This is a genomic window from Sorangium sp. So ce1153 (assembly GCF_051521595.1).
Classification (GTDB): Bacteria; Myxococcota_A; Polyangia; order Polyangiales; family Polyangiaceae; genus Sorangium.
Genome location: NZ_CP150361.1, coordinates 13,162,086 through 13,178,507, shown reverse-complemented (window position 1 = coordinate 13,178,507; position 16,422 = coordinate 13,162,086). Strand labels below are relative to the sequence as shown.

The window sequence follows — 16,422 nt, the reverse complement described above, 5'->3', positions numbered from 1 at the left end:
TGATGCCCGTGGCAGATTTGTTCGCCATGCTTGCATCGCGATACAAAAGCGCGTAGCCGGGATCAATGGACACCATCGTGTCCTCGAGTGCGTAAGCACCCTACCAGCCACTTCAGCAAATCACCGTGATTTCCCATGCCAGCCGGGCTGTCGCGCAGGCCCCTGTGCTCGAAGTCCGTCGACGGGGAGGGCCCATGCAGATCTCGAAGCACTCTCTATTTCTAGGCCTAGGACTGTGGGTGGGCGCCGTCTCCGCGGTCGCGTGCTCCGCCAGCGGTACATCGGCGCCTCCTGGACCTGGCTCCTCGGGTCCTGGGAGCGCGAGCAGCGGCGGCGGCTCAGGCAACAGCGGGTCGACTGCCGCGGGCGGCGGGATCGATGACGATCTCGGCGTCGGCGTCGGCACCGGCTCCGGGAGCGGCGGCGGCGACGCCCCCGAGCTTCTGGGCGACCCGAAGACGTGCGCGGAGGCGGCCGCGAGCAAATCGTACATCGGCTGCGACTTCTGGCCGACGGTCACCGCGAACATCGTCTGGTCGATCTTCGATTACGCGGTCGTCGTCGCGAACGCCGGCGACGAGGTGGCCGAGGTAGAGGTGACGCGCGCCGGGGCTGCGGTGGTGCACGCCGAGGTCCAGCCCAACAGCCTCACCAAGATCTACCTCCCCTGGGTCCCCGAGCTGAAGGGGCCCGACGCCACCGCGTGCGCCTCGGGAAAATCGCTCAGCAGCTCCGTTCGCGTGGACGGCGGCGCCTACCACCTCGTCTCGACCAGGCCGGTCACTGTCTATCAATTCAACGCCCTCGAGTACAAGGGCGCTGGAGGCCCGGACGGGAAGGACTGGTCTTCCTGTCCGGGCCTCCGGTCGTGCTCTACCAACGGGGTCTCCTACGGCTGCTTCTCGTTCACCAACGACGCCTCGCTGCTCCTGCCCAGCACCGCGATGACCGGAAACTATCGCATCACCGGCCAGCAGGGCTGGAAGGACGTGCAGATGGGCGGCTACATGGTCATCACCGGCATCCAGGACGGCACCAGCGTCACGGTGAACGTTGCCCAGGGCGGCGCGGTGGTCGCGGGCGAAGACATCCCTGCGACGCCCGGCGGCGGTAGCTTCACCGTCGAGCTCGACGGGGGCGACGTCGTCGAGATCCTCGGGAGCCCGAGCAGCGATCTAAGCGGCAGCCTCGTCACCGCGACGGGCCCTGTCCAGGTGCTGACGGGCATGCCGTGCGTGGAGTCGCCGGTCGGCGCCGCAGCCTGCGATCACATCGAGGAGTCGGTGTTCCCGGCCGAGACGCTGGGCAAACGCTACTTCGTCACGGTCCCTACCTCGCCCGGCGGCGAGGTCTTCGGCCACATCGTGCGCCTGTATGGCAACGTCGACGGCACGGCGCTGACCTATCCCTCCGGCCGGCCGGACGGCGCGCCGACCACGATCAACGCCGGCCAGGTAGTCGACCTCAGCCTGGTGAGGAGGGATTTCGAGATCGTGGGAGACCACGAGTTCGCGGTCAGCACGTTCATGCTGGGCGCCACGATCGTCGACCGCGACAACACCGGTCCCGACCAGAAGGGTGACCCGTCGCAGAGCCAAGCCACCGCGGTCGAGCAATACCGCACCAAGTACGTCTTCCTCGCGCCGAGCGACTACGACGAGAGCTACGTCGACATCATCCAGCCGCTCGACGCCTCGGTCACGCTCGACGGCGCCGCCGTCGACGTGGCGCCGGCCCAGATCGGCAACGGCTCCGGCTTCGGCGTCGCGCGCGTCCGGCTCGGGCGCGGCAACAACGGCGCGCACGTGCTGACCGCCTCGGCCCCTGTCGGCATCCAGGTGATCGGCTACGGCTCTTACACGAGCTACCAGTACCCGGGCGGCCTCAACCTCGTCGCCATCGCGCCGCCCCCGCCGCCGCCGCGCTGACCCCGGGCGGCCTCAACCTCGTCGCCATCGCGCCGCCCCCGCCGCCGCCGCGCTGATCCCAGGCGGCCTCAACCTCGTCGCCATCGCGCCGCCCCCGCCGCCGCCGCGCTGACCCCGGGCGGCCCGGCGGGGCCTCGCGGGTTGTCTTCCCCGGTCGCCTGGCCTAGCACCATCGCATGGCGTCGAGGCAGCGCGTCACGGCCCGAGGCGCGGCGTTCTTCGTCGTCCTCGCCAGCCTCGCCTTCGCCGCGAGCGGCCCCCTCGCCCGGTACGCGCGCCCCGTCCACCCGCTCTTCATCGCCTTCGGCCGGGTCGCCCTCGCCGCCGCGGCGCTCTCCTTGCTCGACCTGCGCTCGCTCGCCCGGTCCGTCGTCGCCCTGTCGCTGCGCCAGCGCGCCGCCGTCCTCTGCGCGGGCCTCCTGCTCGCCGTCCACTTCGCGCTCTTCCTCTGGGGGCTCGACCGCACCTCCCTCGCCTCCGCGCTCTCGCTCATCTCGCTCGAGCCGCTCGCCGTCGTGCTCTGCGCCTGGGTGTTCTTCCGTGTCCGCCCCACGCGCACCGAGCAGGCCGGCGTGCTCCTCGCCACCGCCGGCGCGCTCATCATCGCGCGCGGCGCCGGCGCCGGCGATCACCGGCTCTCCGGCGATCTCATGGTCGTCGGCGCCACCCTCGTCTACGGCCTCTACGTCTCCTTCGCCCGGGCGCTCCGGGACGCCCTGCCCGCGCGGAGCTACGCGGCGCTCGTCTACGCGAGCGCCGCGCTCTTCCTCGCGGCGGCGCTCCCCGCCGCGCCCGGCGCGCTCGAGGGCGTCGCGCCGCCGCCGGCCCACGCCGTCGTCGCCATCGTCGCGCTCGCGCTCGTCCCCACCCTCATCGGCCACACAGCCGTGCAGGCCGCGGCGCGCCGCATGTCCCCCGCCATCGTCGCGCTCGTGTCCCCCGGCGAGACGCTGGGCGGGATCGTCATCGGCGCCCTCTGGCTCGACGCCATCCCCACCCCCGTCGAGATCGCGGGCGCGGCGGTCATCCTCGTCGGCGCCACGGTCGCCATCCTCGGATCGAGCCCGTCCGCGGCCCGGGGCGCGGGCTGACGGGAGCGCTGGCGCGGGGCCGTCCGCCCGCGCGCGACGGCGCGAGAGAAGATGGAAGCGTGCCTGTGCAGCGGCGGCGCCGGGCGCCTCCGGCCGGCGCAGGACAGAAGTCGCCGGCGCGCGCCGCTTCGGTCGAACTCCGCGCCACGATGATGGGGAATCGCGGGAGAACCACCCACCGCAGCTTGACTGTCGATGGTTCGAAGGGACGCTCTCCTCATGTACGGTGGGCTGTTTCGAAACATCCTGTTTCCACTCTACGAGACACGGCTACGGGGCAGGGACACCCTGAGAGCGCTGGACGAGCTCGAGCGCTCCCAGTGGCGCTCGGAGGGCGAGATTCGCGATCTCGCCTTCCGGCGGATGCTCGCCGCGCTCCATTTCGCCGAGCAGAACGTCCCCTTCTACCGGGCCCGGTTCGCCGAGCACGGCGTGCGCGTCGCCTCGGTGAAGTCGCCCGAGGACCTCCTGCGGCTCCCCGTCCTCACGCGGGCCGACCTCCGCGCCCACGCGCCGGAGCTCCTCGCCGAGAGCTTCGTCGGGCGGCTTTACGCGAGCGGCACGGGGGGCTCCACCGGAGAGCCGGTGCAGTTCCGCTTCGACCACCGCACCTACGAGCGCCGCGTCGCGGCCGCCATGCGCTCCGACCGGTGGGCGGGCGCCCGGCTCGGCGACAGGGAGCTCCACCTCTGGAGCACCCACTTCGGCGAGACGCTCGCGCACAAGGCGAAGCGCTCGCTGCACGAGGCCATCCTCCGCAAGAAGATGATCTCGGCCTTCGACCTGTCCGAGCAGCGGCTCGCCGCGCTGCTCGACGAGATCGCGCGGTACCGGCCGCAGCTCATCGTCGGCTACACGAGCGCGCTCTACCACGCGGCGCGCTACGCGCTGGCCGAGGGGCGCGCGCTCCCCGCGCCGCGCGGCGTCGTCACGAGCGCGGAGCGGCTCTTCGCGCACCAGCGCGAGGCCATCGAGCGCGCCTTCGGCGCGCCGGTGTTCGATCGGTACGGCTGCCGCGAGCTCATGCTCATCGCCGCCGAGTGCGAGCGGCACGCCGGCAAGCACATCAACATGGAGGGCGTGTACGTCGAGCTGCTCCGCGACGGGCGGCACGCGCCCCCGGGCGAGGCGGGTGAGGTCGTCGTGACCGACCTCATCTGCCGCTCGATGCCGCTCATCCGCTACAAGAACCAGGACGTCGCGATCGCCGCCGGGGCGCCGTGCGCGTGCGGCCGCGGCCTGCCGATGCTCGCCTCGGTGGAGGGCCGCGTCCTCGACCTGCTCGTCGGCCCCGACGGCCAGCTGCTCGCGGGGGAGCTCTTCCCGCACCTCATCAAGGACCAGCCGACGATCGCCCGCTACCAGGTCTACCAGGACCGGCGCCGCGCGATCACGGTCAGGCTCGTGCCCGGCAAGGGCTTCCAGCCCGAGACCGCGAGGCTCATCGAGCGCACCGTCCGGCAGCACCTGGGCGAGCGCGCCGAGGTCAGCGTCCAGCTCGTCGACGACATCCCCCTCACGAGCAGCGGCAAGCACCGGGTCACCCTGTCGGAGGTCCCGGTCCAGCTGAACCGGCGAGCCGCGGCGTGAGACGCCGGCGCCGCGCCGGCGTCCGTCCTGCCATCATCGTACAGATCTGCTGGAGTCGCCTGGCGGCTGGCGCGCCGCGGCCGGCTCGCGGGCGGCTCACGGGTCGACGAGCGGCCGGCTCGCGGCCTGCTACCGGCGCGCCGCCTGGCTCTCCAGTCCCCGAAGCGCTGGCGGAGCCGCGCTGTCCGGGGTATTGGGCAGGGCAGTACGATGTCCGACGTGCAGAGACCGCTTCCGCCGAAGAAGGACGTGGCGCTGGCCCTCCTCGAGCGAGAGCCGAGCGTGTTCATCCACCTCGACCCCCGCCGGCCCGGTGTCTCCGTCCCCAAGTGGTTCACGGGGCAGCCGCAGCTGATCCTGCAGGTCGGGATGAACATGGCGATCCCCATCCCCGACCTCAAGGTGGACGACGAGGGCATCAGCTGCACGCTCTCGTTCAACCGCGCGCCGTTCTGGTGCCGCCTGCCGTGGAACGCGATCTGGGCGCTCGTGAGCGAGGACCAGCGCGGGATGGTGTGGCCCGAGGACATCCCGGCCGACCTCGCCGCGCAGAAGCAGCGGTCCCCGATGGCCCCGCCGCAGAAGCCCGCCAAGCGGCCGCGCCCCCGGCTCGCCGCGGTCCCCAGCGACGAGGAGCGGGGCGCCGAGGCGACGGACGATGCGCGCGATCGCGACCGCGCGCGCCGCCCCGAGCTCGAGCCCGTGGAGCCCAGCGAGCGCCGCGGCGCCGGCGAGCCCCCGGCGCGCGACGCCGGCGCGCCGGTGCGGCCGCTCGCGCCGGTGCCCGCCCCGGCGCCGGCCCTCACGCCGGTGCCGGCCCTCGCGTCGGTGCGGTCGACCGAGGAGGGCGAAGACGACGATTCCAGCGGCTCCGGTGAGCCCGAGCCCAAGCCCCCCCAGGGGGCGGGCAAGCCGAAGCGGGAGCTGCCCCCCTATTTGCGGGTGATCAAGTAAGGCTAACGCTTGACGGTTCGGCTCGGCCAAATCAACTGTGGCCGGCCATGCCTCGACCGTTGCAGCGCGTCCTGAAGGCGCTCGTGCTCCTCGGCGTCGTCGTCGCCCTCGAGTTCGGCTTCGAGACCCTCTTGCCGGACGCCGCGTGGCGGCAGCTCGCCCTGTTCGCGATGGTCAACGTCATCGCGGCGCTGTCGCTCAACGTGATCAACGGCATGGCCGGCCAGTTCTCGATCGGCCACGCCGGCTTCGTCGGCATCGGCGCGTACACCGGCGCGATCGTCGCAGGCAACCTGCACCAGCAGCTCGGCGGCGGCGACCCGCTCTTCGGCAACTCGTTCGTCGTGATGCCCGCCGCGCTCCTCGCGTCGGGGCTCGTCGCGGCCCTCTTCGGCCTCGTCGTCGGCCTGCCCAGCCTGCGGCTGCGCGGCGACTACCTCGCGATCGTGACCCTCGGGTTCGCCGAGATCTTCCGCCTGACGATCGCCACGGCGACCACCGGCGTCGCCGACCAGGGGACCGTGGGCCGGCTGCTCGGCGCGCTCGGCGGCCCGATCGGCTACGCCGGCCCCGACGACACGGGCATCCCGCAGTACGCCGGCCCGTTCTGGATCTTCGGCGCCGTCGTCGTCGCGACCGTCGTCGCCTGGCGGCTCAAGTTCTCCGGCTGGGGCCGCGCCCTGCGCGCGCTCCGCGAGGACGAGATCGCCTCCGCCGCGGTGGGCGTCGATCCCACCCGCTACAAGGTCATCTCGTTCACCATCGCCGCCGCCGGCGGCGGCATCGCCGGCGCCCTGCTCGCCTCGATGCGCGACGGCAACCCCACGGTCCAGCCCGACCAGTTCACGTTCAACTACTCCTTCGACGCGATCACGATGGTGATCCTCGGCGGCTCGGGCAGCGTCACCGGGTCGATCGTGGGCGGCGTGCTCGTGACCTTCACGGTGAAGCTCATCGAGCAGCTGCAGGGCCTCGACAGCGTCCTCGCGCTCAAGGCGGCCTACCCCGCGCTCGATCTGAACGCCCTCCGGATGGTGCTCTACGCCAGCATCCTCATCGGGCTGATGATCCTCCGTCCCGAGGGGCTCTTCGGGGAGCGCGAGCTCTTCGACCGGCGCTGGGCGCGCAAGAAGCGCCCCCCCGTGGGGCCGGCCGAGCCCGTGCCCGCCACGACGGGGGCCGAGGCGACCGCCGAGCGCGCGGGCGGCGCGCCGCCCGATCAGCAGCCGCCAGGCACCGCCGTCGAGCGCGAGGTCAAGCCGGCCGGGAGGGACTTCGAGTGAACCTCGATCTGAAGCATGTCACGAAGCGGTTCGGCGGCCTCAGGGCCGTCGGCGACGTCTCGCTCTCCGTGCCCGAGCGCTCGATCTTCGGGCTCATCGGCCCGAACGGCGCCGGCAAGACGACGGTGTTCAACCTGATCACCGGCGTCTACAAGCACGACGAGGGCTCGATCCGCTTCGGTGGGACCGACCTCGCGCCCCTCCGGCCGAGCCAGATCGCGCGCCTCGGCATCGCGCGCACGTTCCAGAACATCCGCCTCTTCGGCCAGCTCACGGTGCTCGAGAACGTGCTCGTCGCCTGCGAGAACCTGCGCCGGTCGACGCTCACCTCCGCCCTGCTCCGCTCGCCGTTCTTCTACAAGGACGAGCAGGAGATGACCGAGCGCGCGCTCTCGCTGCTCTCGGTGTTCAAGCTCGAGGACATGGCCGACGAGATCTCGACGTCGCTCTCGTACGGCAACCAGCGCCGCCTGGAGATCGCCCGGGCGATGATGCTCAAGCCGAGGCTGCTCCTGCTCGACGAGCCGGCGGCCGGCATGAACTACGGCGAGGCCGAGGGGCTCAAGCAGCAGATCCGCTGGCTGCGCGATACGTTCGAGATCACGGTCGTGCTGGTCGAGCACAACATGCAGGTCGTGATGGGGGTGTGCGAGGAGATCCACGTCCTCGATCACGGCGAGACCATCTCGCACGGCACCCCGGAGGTCGTGCGCAAGGACCCGAAGGTCCTCGCCGCCTACCTCGGCGAGGAGGTCGAGGGCGAGGCGGCCGAGGCCCGCCCCGCGGCCGGCGCGGCGGCGCAGGAGCCCGCATGAAGACGACGCATCCGACGCGGCAGCCCCCCGCGGTGGCGCCCGGCGAGCCCCTGCTCGTCGTCGAGGATCTCGCGGTCAGCTACGGCGGCATCCGGGCGCTGAAGGGCGTCAGCCTCGAGGTGCGGCGCGGCGAGATCGTCGCGATGATCGGCGCGAACGGCGCGGGCAAGACGACCACGCTGAAGACGGTCGTCCGCCTGCTGCCGATCGCCGCCGGCCGCATCCGCTACGACGGCAAGGACCTCGCGTCCGTCTCGGCCGAAGAGCTCGTCGCGGCCGGCGTCTCGCTCGTCCCGGAGGGGCGCGCGATCTTCTCGAACCTCACCGTCCGCGAGAACCTCGATCTCGGCGCGTGGTGCCACAAGCACGGCCCCACCATGAGCGAGACGCTCGACGACGTCGTGAAGCTCTTCCCCCGCCTCGGCGAGCGCATGCACCAGCACGGCGGCACCCTCTCCGGCGGCGAGCAGCAGATGCTCGCGATCGGCCGCGCCATGATGGCGCGCCCCGCCATGCTGCTCCTCGACGAGCCCTCGCTCGGCATCGCGCCGCGGCTGGTCGCGGACATCTTCGAGTCGATCGCCAAGATCGCGGCGTCAGGAACCACCGTACTCCTCGTCGAGCAGAACACCCGACTCGCGCTCAAGTACTCGACGCGCGCTTACGTGCTCCGTACGGGGCAGATCGCCATGAGCGGCGACTCGAAGGATCTCGCGGCGAACGAGGAGATCCGGGCGGCCTACCTCGGCGGCTGATTCCCCGGCTGAGCCCGGGCCGATCGTGGCGGTTCGCGGACGGGGTCACGGAGACGACAGGCGGAAAGCGCCGGTGTTTCATGCGCGTATCAACGCGTCGCGTGATGCGATGAGGCGCGTTTGACATCGCGCTTTGCCGCCGATGGAGTATGGTTTCCGTCAGCCAGGTGATGAAGTTCTGGTCTTAACAGTCGCGGTCAGCGGTGACCGCCAACGGGGGATACCCATGGAGATCGAGAGCACGACCCGCGTTCTGGTGATCGACGACGACGCCAGCAACTCTCAGCCGCTCGTCCACTTCCTCTCGTCCCGGGACTACACGGTGGAGACGTGCTGCGGGCTCGGCCATGCGCGTGACGTGCTCGCCCGCTGGCGCCCTCATGTGATGGTGCTCGTGCCCCGGGACGACGCGGAGATCCACAGCGAGATGGAGGAGCTCCGCCGCATGTCGCCGCGCGTGCCCGTCGTGGTGCTGACGCTCGCGGCCGGGCCGGAGATGATGCTCGACATGGAGGCGTTCGCGCCCACGATGCCCGCGTGCCCGTCGCGCGGCCTCGCGTACATCGAGTCCGCGGTGGCGGACGCGTCGGCCATGGGCTGAGCGGCCGCCCGCGCGGGGCCGTCTGCGCGCCCCGCGCGAGCCGGGGAGCGCCCCCCGCCCGGGCCCCCGCCCCGGCTCGCCTCAGGCGGACAGCCCGTCCGGCAGCCCGTCGAAGAACTCCTCCACCACGGACGCGATCCAGGCGCGCACCGGCTCGGTGGCGCACAGGCTCCGCACGACGGGCCAGAGCGCGGCCGCGAGCGCGTCGAAGTCGAGCGCGGGCGCGATCCCGAAGCGCCCCAGCACCTCGCCGAGCGGCTCGCTCGCGTGCGCGGCCACGAACGCCGCGGTCGCCTCCTGGAGCCGCTGCCGCACGGGGCGGTCCCGGAGCAGCTGGGCGGCGACGTCGGCCCCGAGCTCCTCGGCGAGCGCCGAGCTCTTCGCGTCGAGCTGGCCGACGAGGGCGCTGACCTCCTGCTCCAGCACCCACGTCGCGACGTGCTTGCGCAGGCCGACGAACTCGGGCGTGTCGCCCTTGGCGACGAGGATGTCCTGCACCTGGCGCATCGCCGTGCGCGAGAAGCCCTGCAGGAACCGCCGGATCTCCGGCTCGAGCCGCCGCTCGAACTCGCCCCGCATCGAGCCCATCGTCTTGCCGACCCCGCCGAGGCCGAACGGGGCGACCCGCTTGAGCAGCGCCGGCAGGCCCCACTCGGCGAAGAACGGGTTCACCTTCTCGGAGAACTCCTTCAGCGTGTCGTAGAGGACGTCGCGCATCACCGCGTCGAGCGCAGCGCTCTCCAGCACCTCGCGCACGAGCCGCTCCGGGACGAGCTTCGGCTGCTCCAGGATGCGGTCGATCGTGTCGCGCGCCCCCGCGGGGATGAGCTCCTTCGCGCGCCGCCGCTCGGCGCGCGCCGCCTCGATGAGCGCCCCGAGCGCCGCCGCGGCCGCGGGCCGGACCGCCCGCCGGAGCGACTCCTCCGCCGCCAGCGCGTCGAGCGCGCGCGCGATCGCCGGCGCGTCCGCCAGCGCGCCGAGCGGCGTCGCGAGCAGCGCGGCGAAGCCGGCGGGCAGGCGCTCCCGGAAGTCCCGCGCGGCGGCCTCGGACACGAGACGCGCCTCGAGGAACGCGATCTGGCGGGCCTTCAGTTCATTAAGTAGCGCGCGACTCATCCGGGAACGGATAGCCCCGGCCCGCCGCTGGCGCCAGGCACAGGCACGGATGACCTCGGCGCGGGCGCTCGCCGGGCCCGCGCGGTTTCCTGAAGAGGCCTCAAAATCGCGCCGGGCTGTGGATCACTGTGAATCTGACCGTCAGGTGAAGGCTGTAGCGTCGAGCGCTGCTCGGAGACACCCTTACGAAAAGCACCTTACTGGAGGGGCACACACCAGGGAATCACCTGACTCGGAGTGTCGCTCGCGCACGCGTGCTCATGCGCCGAACCCGCGGCGAACGCCGCGTGGCCGGGCGAAGTGGGATTGTCGGTGATTGTCATTTTGCAGGGGGGAGGACTCGGACTGGAGTCAACTTTCCTGACCTCGTGACAGAGAGTTGCAACGAATTACAAGTCGATGACAACTTCGGATCCGGCGAATGGTACGCGTTCGTCACCCGCCAGCATTTGCAGGAGTGGAGACCGGCGCACTCGCCCGGCCCCACGGCTGCCCGGCACCCGCTGGCGGAAGGTGCTCCCGATGCTCTCCATGCTGCTCTGTGTCCTCTACTTCGGCGTGCTGCTCGGTCTCAGCGCCTACGGCCTGCACCGACTGCACCTCGTGGTCCTCTGCCGCCTCAACCGCGCGAAGATCGCGCGCGCGCAGGAGGTCGCGGCCCTGACCGATCGCGATCTCCCGCCGGTGACGATCCAGCTCCCGCTGTTCAACGAGTCGACGGTCGCGGCGCGGCTGCTCGATGCGGTCGCGCGGATGGATTACCCGCGCGACAAGCTCGAGATCCAGGTGCTCGACGACTCGACGGACGAGACGCAGGGCCTCGTCCGCGCGCACGTCGAGCGGCTCCGCGCGCAGGGCATCGACGCGGTGTACCTGCACCGCACGGACCGGACCGGCTACAAGGCGGGCGCCCTCGACGCGGGCCTCAAGGTCGCGAAGGGCGAGCTCGTCGCGATCTTCGACGCCGACTTCATCCCGCAGCCGGGCTTCGTCCGGTCGATCGTCGGCCACTTCGAGGATCCGACGGTCGGCATGGTCCAGACGCGGTGGGGCCACCTGAACCGCGACGTCTCCATCCTCACGCAGGTGCAGGCCCTCATGCTCGACGGCCACCACCTCGTCGAGAACCGCGCGCGCTTCGGCTCCGGCCTCCTGTTCAACTTCTCCGGCACCGGCGGCATGTGGCGCAAGGACGCGATCCGCGAGGCCGGCGGCTGGCAGCACGACACGCTGACCGAGGACCTCGACCTGTCGTACCGGGCGCAGCTTGCGGGCTACCGCTTCATCTACCGCGAGGATGTCGTCTCGCCGGCGGAGCTCCCGGAGGACATCTCGGCGCTGCGCGCGCAGCAGTACCGCTGGGCCAAGGGCACGGTGCAGACCGCGCGCAAGCTCATGGCGACGGTGCTCAGCGCGAAGCTCTCGCTCGGGCAGCGGCTCGAGGCGTTCTTCCACCTCACGCCGCACTTCGCCTACCCGCTCCTGGTCCTCCTGAGCGTCCTCCTCTTGCCGGCGCTCGTCCTGTTCCCCGCCGCCGACACGCTGACGATGGTCGCCATCGACCTGCCGCTCTGCACGGCGACGACGGGCTCGCTCGCGGCGTTCTACATGCTGGCCGAGACGGCGCAGGGCCGCTCGCGGTGGGGCGCCGTCGTGCGCCTGCCGATGCTCATCGCGCTCGGGACGGGGCTCGCGCCGCACCTCTCGAAGGCCGTGATCGAGGGGATTCGCAGCATGTCCGGCGAGTTCGTGCGGACGCCGAAGCAGGGCGACAACAAGGGCCGGTACAAGGTGCGCACGGACCTGCCGCTCACGGAGGCGATGCTCGCGGTGCTGTCGTGCGGCGCGGTGGTCGCGTCCGTCCAGACGGGGCACTACTTCGCCACGCCGTTCGCGGTGCTCTTCGCGGTCGGCTACCTCTACGTCGCGTTCATGGTCGCGCAGGAGCAGTTCGCGCGCCGGCGCGACGCCGCCTCGAGCGCGGCGCCGGCTGTCTGGAGCGACGCCCGGCCGAGCGACGCGGCGGTCGTCGGCGCCTGGTCCCGCCAGGCGACGAAGGAGCGACCCCTCGGCGACCTCGCCGCCTGAGCGGCTCCCCGCCAGCGAGCGCGTCCGGCGCCGCCGCCAGCGCCAGGTCCTGCCGGGCCTCCTGGCGTTGCTAGGGCGGAGCCTGCGTAACCCCCTAGACCTCCCCGACGCGCGCTGGCATCCTGCCCCAAGCCGGTCGGGGGACCGTACGCGGCTTCCTGAACGGTCTTCAGGGGTTGCGGCGTGTCCCCCGCTCTGCAAGGGCGATGGGGGTCTCATGACGAAAGCCGAAATCGTTCAGGCGGTCTACTCCCGCCTTGGTGGGTTCTCGAAGAAGGAGTCCGCCGATCTGGTCGACCTCGTGTTCGAGACCATGAAGGAAACCCTGGGCCGCGGGGAGAAGATCAAGATCTCTGGATTCGGCAACTTCGTGCTGCGCGACAAGCGCCAGCGGCAGGGCCGTAATCCTCAGACCGGCGACCCGATCCTGATCACGGAGCGCCGGGTCCTGAACTTCAAGGCGAGCCAGATCCTGAAGCAGGCCCTCAACCCGCGCGAGACGGCCTCGGCGGCCGAGGAGTAGACCGCTTGGCGGTGCGCCAGCAGCTTCCGGCGAAGCTGTACTACCGGATCGGCGAGGTGGCCGGCATCGTGGGGGTCGAGCCGCACGTGCTCCGGTACTGGGAGACGGAGTTCCGCTCCATTCGTCCGCAGAAGTCGGCGAAGGGGCAGCGGGTCTACAGCCGGCGCGACGTCGAGACGCTCCTCAAGGTGAAGGAGCTGCTCTACTCGCACCGCTTCACGATCGCGGGGGCGCGGCGGAAGCTGCGCGAGGGCGGCATCGAGCCGCCGGCGCCCGACGCGGGCGTGAGCAGCGAGGAGGCGCAGCGGATGCGCGCCGCGCTCGTCGAGATCCGCAGCGAGGTGCTCGCGTTGATGGATGAGCTCGACCGCGTCTGAGCTCCACGGCGTCGCGCCGGGCCTCGGGTTGCGGCTCCCGCTCCCCGCCGGGTCGCGCGAGACGCCGCCGGGGGCGCTGCCGGTGATCGACGTCTCGGCGATCGCGGGGGCGAGGGTGACGCTCCGTCGTGGCGTCGACGCGGACGGGCTCTCGCTGCGCGCGGTCTGCGCGACGGCCCCGTCGCGGCAGTGGGCCACCGGGCTGGAGGAGCTGGTGCTCGACCGGGCCTCCGGGCTCGTGCGCGGGGCGCTCGGGGTGGCGATCGAGCGATGGGACGCAGGGCCGATCCGCGCGCTCCCGCAGCACGTCGAGCAGCCGTTCGAGGGGGCGGGGAGGGCGGGCGAGCGCGCCGTGGCGATCCGCGGGCGGCACGTGCTCGGCTTCGCCGGGAGCGAGCGCGACGCGGCGCTCTGCAGCGTCGTGTGCCTGGAGCCGGTCGAGGGGACGGGCGGACGCTGCGGCGCGCTGCTCGGCGCCGCGGAGATCGAGGGCGCGTTCGTGGCGCCGCCGGAGCCGGGGCTGCTCGTGCGGACGATCTTCGCTGCGGCCGAGCACCCCGCCGCCGCGACCGCGGCGCTCGGCGTGCTCGCCGCGGCCGGCGTGACCGTCCTGCTGGCGCGGCGGCCCCGACCCCGCCCGCTGGGGTAGCGGGCGTGACGGGCGAGCGGAGCGCTCGGCCCGCTGGGTCAGCGGCGGCAGCGGGAGATTCGTTTACCGGCCCGAGAGCTCGCGCCGGCGGGCGGATCGATCAGAACGGGATGTCGTCGTCGTTGCCGCCGCCGTAGCCGCCGCCGAAGTCGTCCGGCGGGGGCCCGGGATCCGGTGCCGCCGGCGCCGGGCGACCGCCGCCACCACCACCGCCACCGCGGTTGTTGTAACCGCCGCCGGCCGGACGACCGCCGCCGCCCCCACCGCCGTAACCGCCGCCCCCACCGCCGCCACCGCCACCGCCGCCGTAACCGCCCCCACCGCCGCTGTAGCCGCCGCCAGGATCGGCGCCGAACGCGCCCGCGTCGTCGCCGACCGCACCGCGGCCGCGGCCGCCGCCCGTCAGCAGGACGTTGTTCGCGACCACCTCGGTCTTGTAGCGCTTGTTGCCGTCCCGATCGTCGTAGCTCGACGTGCGGAGCGAGCCCTCGACGAAGATCGAGGAGCCTTTGCTGAGGATCTTGCCCAAGGCTTCGGCGCGCTTCCCCCAGATCACGACATTGTGCCAGTCGGTCCGTTCTTTCCGGACCTTGTCGCGATCGAGGTACGATTCGGTCGTGGCGAGCCGCAGGTTCAAGACGGCCTGCCCTCCCTGGGTGAACCGGAGCTCGGGGTCGGCGCCCAGGTTGCCGAGCAGCATCACGCGATTCAAGCCTTCGGCCATCTTGACTCCTTCCCTAGGAGGGGCTCAGCGCGCCTCGCGCTGAGCGAAAGACGCCTGTTTCACTCCCCCATGGGGGCCGACGCGTCAAGGGTCGCGGCGCGCCGAGAGGCGCGTGGCGCGACCGCGCGGCGCGCCGGCGCCGCCTCGGTCCGGGCGGCGAGGCGCCGCTCGAGCCTGCTCACCCGCCCGCGCCGGCCCGCGCGAGGAGGTCGGACAGGAAGAGGCGCGCGATCGTGAAGTAGAGGAAGATCCCGAGGACGTCCACGAGGCTCGCGATGAACGGGGTGGAGCTGGTCGCCGGATCGAGGCCGATGCGCCGGAGCAGGAGGGGGAGCATCGCGCCCACGGTGCAGCCCATGAGGACGATCGCCATCAGCGTCACGCCGATCGTCAGGACGAAGCCGACGCCGTCGCCCCACAGCCAGACGCGGAGCATGCCGATGATCGAGAGGATGAGGCCGAGCACGACGGCCTGCCCGAGCTCGCGGGTGAGGACCTTCGCCCAGTCGCCGACGCGCAGATCGCCGACGGCGAGGCCGCGGATGATGAGCGACGAGGACTGCGAGCCGGAGTTGCCGCCGGTCGAGATGAGCAGCGGCACGTAGTAGGCGAGCGTCGCGACGGCCTCGAGGTCGTGCTCGAAGCGGCGGAGCACCTCGCCGGTCATGAACTCGCCGACGAACAGCACGGCGAGCCAGGGGGCGCGCTTCTGGATGAACGTCCAGAAGGTCGTCTTGAAGTAGCTGTCCTCGATGGGGCCGACCGCGCCGAGCCGCTGCACGTCCTCGGTCTGCTCCTGCGTGAGGACATCCATCACGTCGTCGACGGTGATGACGCCGAGCAGCTTGCGGTCGGCGGAGAGCACGGGCAGCGCGTTGAAGTCGTACTTCGCCATGGTCCGCGCGACCTCCTCCTGGTCGGTCTCGGGGCTCACGGCGAAGACGTTCTCGGTCATCACGTTCGCGAGCCTCTCGGACGGCGAGGCGAGCAGCAGGTCGCGCAGCGACACGACGCCGATGAGGTGCCCCCGCTCGGAGACGATGTAGACGTAGTAGATGGTCTCGGCGTCCTCGCCGACGGCGCGGATCCGCTCGATGACGTCGGCGACGGTGAGGTTGATGTTCACCGACACGTAGTCGGTGGTCATGAGGCCGCCGGCGCTGTCCTCGGGCCACTTGGCGAGCTCCTCGACCTCGGCCGCGGCCTCGGGGTCGACCTTCTCCAGCGTGGAGAGCAGGGTGCCGCTGACCTGGTCCGGGAGGGCCTCGATGAGGTCCGTGCGGTCGTCGGCCGCCATCTCGGAGACGATGGGCGCGATGCTCTCGACGCCCATCTGCTCGACGAGCGCCTCCTGGGTCTCGCCGTCGAGGCGCTCGAAGATGGGCGCGGCCTCCTCGGCCCTGAGCGCCATCAGGACCTTCGCCGCCTCGGCGTCGTCCAGCAGGCCGATGAGGTCGGCGAGGTCCTCGTCGTGGATCTCGTCCAGCAGGTCGGAGAGCTGCGCTGGGTCCTCGGCGAGGAGCTGCCGTACCTCCGGGACCATGGCGAGGGCGACGCGCAACATGCTGGTCGGGCACTGACCACAACTCGGCCCTGCTGGGAAGCGGCATTCCCCCTGCCGGCGCCGGTCGCTCGACCAGGTCAGGCGGCTCCCTGGACCGAGGTTGAGCGGGCGCGGTCGACCCGGGTTGGGCTGCCGGTGGTCGACCCGGGTTGGGCTGCCGGTGGCGACCCGGGTTGAGCGGCGAGTGCCGACCGAGGTTGAACTTCCGGGGGATCCAGTGCCGACCGAGGTTGAACTTCCGGGGCATCCACGGCCGACCCAGGTTGAGGTGCCCGACCCAGGTTGAGGTGCCCGACCCGAGGTGCCCGACCCAGGTTGAGGTTTCCGCCTACTGAGTTGGCGGATGCGCAATCAAGTTGACGTC

Annotated in this window: 15 protein-coding genes; 12 read left to right on the top strand and 3 right to left on the bottom strand. The window is 71.8% G+C overall.

The genetic code is table 11. The features are described 5' to 3' along the window. Nucleotides 1-239: 239 nt before the first annotated feature. The 8 genes from WME85_RS48045 (at nt 240) to WME85_RS48010 (ending at nt 9,017) form a co-directional block, all read left to right on the top strand. Nucleotides 240-1,928: an IgGFc-binding protein gene (locus WME85_RS48045; protein WP_437831618.1), complete on the top strand. Its 1,689-nt coding sequence runs from the start codon at nt 240-242 to the stop codon at nt 1,926-1,928. A gap of 176 nt (nt 1,929-2,104) precedes the next feature. Beyond that, nucleotides 2,105-3,019: a DMT family transporter gene (locus tag WME85_RS48040; RefSeq protein WP_437831617.1), complete on the top strand. Its 915-nt coding sequence runs from the start codon at nt 2,105-2,107 to the stop codon at nt 3,017-3,019. 219 nt (nt 3,020-3,238) lie between these two features. Continuing rightward, complete coding sequence (locus WME85_RS48035) at nt 3,239-4,609, top strand: phenylacetate--CoA ligase family protein (protein WP_437831614.1); 1,371 nt, start codon at nt 3,239-3,241, stop codon at nt 4,607-4,609. A 210-nt stretch (nt 4,610-4,819) separates the two neighbouring features. Next, nucleotides 4,820-5,563, top strand: a complete 744-nt coding sequence (locus WME85_RS48030) for a ClpXP protease specificity-enhancing factor SspB (RefSeq protein ID WP_437831611.1) — start codon at nt 4,820-4,822, stop codon at nt 5,561-5,563. Between the two features lie 47 nt (nt 5,564-5,610). Further along, nucleotides 5,611-6,846: a branched-chain amino acid ABC transporter permease gene (locus WME85_RS48025; RefSeq protein WP_437831608.1), complete on the top strand. Its 1,236-nt coding sequence runs from the start codon at nt 5,611-5,613 to the stop codon at nt 6,844-6,846. Then, nucleotides 6,843-7,661: an ABC transporter ATP-binding protein gene (locus tag WME85_RS48020; protein WP_437831606.1), complete on the top strand. Its 819-nt coding sequence runs from the start codon at nt 6,843-6,845 to the stop codon at nt 7,659-7,661. The genes WME85_RS48025 and WME85_RS48020 overlap by 4 nt, the downstream gene beginning before the upstream one ends. Next, the gene (locus tag WME85_RS48015; protein ID WP_437831603.1) at nt 7,658-8,416 is read left to right on the top strand and encodes an ABC transporter ATP-binding protein; all 759 of its coding nucleotides are present in this window, start codon (nt 7,658-7,660) and stop codon (nt 8,414-8,416) included. Before WME85_RS48020 ends, WME85_RS48015 begins: the two co-directional genes overlap by 4 nt. A gap of 226 nt (nt 8,417-8,642) precedes the next feature. Continuing rightward, nucleotides 8,643-9,017, top strand: coding sequence for a response regulator (locus WME85_RS48010; protein ID WP_436623256.1), 375 nt, complete (start codon nt 8,643-8,645; stop codon nt 9,015-9,017). Between the two features lie 81 nt (nt 9,018-9,098). Here WME85_RS48010 and WME85_RS48005 read toward each other — a convergent pair whose 3' ends face one another. After that, nucleotides 9,099-10,070 (bottom strand): hypothetical protein, encoded by a 972-nt coding sequence (locus WME85_RS48005; RefSeq protein WP_437831600.1) that lies wholly within the window; start codon nt 10,068-10,070, stop codon nt 9,099-9,101. Between the two features lie 585 nt (nt 10,071-10,655). Between WME85_RS48005 and WME85_RS48000 the strand changes: the two genes are divergently transcribed. The 4 genes from WME85_RS48000 to WME85_RS47985 all read left to right on the top strand — a co-directional run bounded on the left by WME85_RS48000 (nt 10,656) and on the right by WME85_RS47985 (nt 13,770). Continuing rightward, entirely contained in the window at nt 10,656-12,221 is a 1,566-nt protein-coding gene (locus tag WME85_RS48000) for a glycosyltransferase family 2 protein (RefSeq protein ID WP_437831598.1), read from the top strand. A 217-nt stretch (nt 12,222-12,438) separates the two neighbouring features. Further along, nucleotides 12,439-12,744, top strand: a complete 306-nt coding sequence (locus tag WME85_RS47995; protein ID WP_012241218.1) for an integration host factor subunit alpha — start codon at nt 12,439-12,441, stop codon at nt 12,742-12,744. Between the two features lie 11 nt (nt 12,745-12,755). Further along, the gene (locus WME85_RS47990) at nt 12,756-13,121 is read left to right on the top strand and encodes a MerR family transcriptional regulator (RefSeq protein ID WP_436623253.1); all 366 of its coding nucleotides are present in this window, start codon (nt 12,756-12,758) and stop codon (nt 13,119-13,121) included. Further along, nucleotides 13,102-13,770 carry a hypothetical protein gene (locus WME85_RS47985; RefSeq protein WP_437831596.1) on the top strand — a complete coding sequence of 223 codons (669 nt, stop codon included), beginning with the start codon at nt 13,102-13,104 and terminating at the stop codon, nt 13,768-13,770. The genes WME85_RS47990 and WME85_RS47985 overlap by 20 nt, the downstream gene beginning before the upstream one ends. Nucleotides 13,771-13,870: 100 nt before the next feature. Here WME85_RS47985 and WME85_RS47980 read toward each other — a convergent pair whose 3' ends face one another. Together WME85_RS47980 and mgtE are read right to left on the bottom strand one after the other, a co-directional pair. Next, nucleotides 13,871-14,494: a single-stranded DNA-binding protein gene (locus tag WME85_RS47980; RefSeq protein ID WP_437831593.1), complete on the bottom strand. Its 624-nt coding sequence runs from the start codon at nt 14,492-14,494 to the stop codon at nt 13,871-13,873. A gap of 178 nt (nt 14,495-14,672) precedes the next feature. Next, complete coding sequence (mgtE, locus tag WME85_RS47975; RefSeq protein WP_437305752.1) at nt 14,673-16,058, bottom strand: magnesium transporter; 1,386 nt, start codon at nt 16,056-16,058, stop codon at nt 14,673-14,675. Nucleotides 16,059-16,422 lie beyond the last annotated feature (364 nt).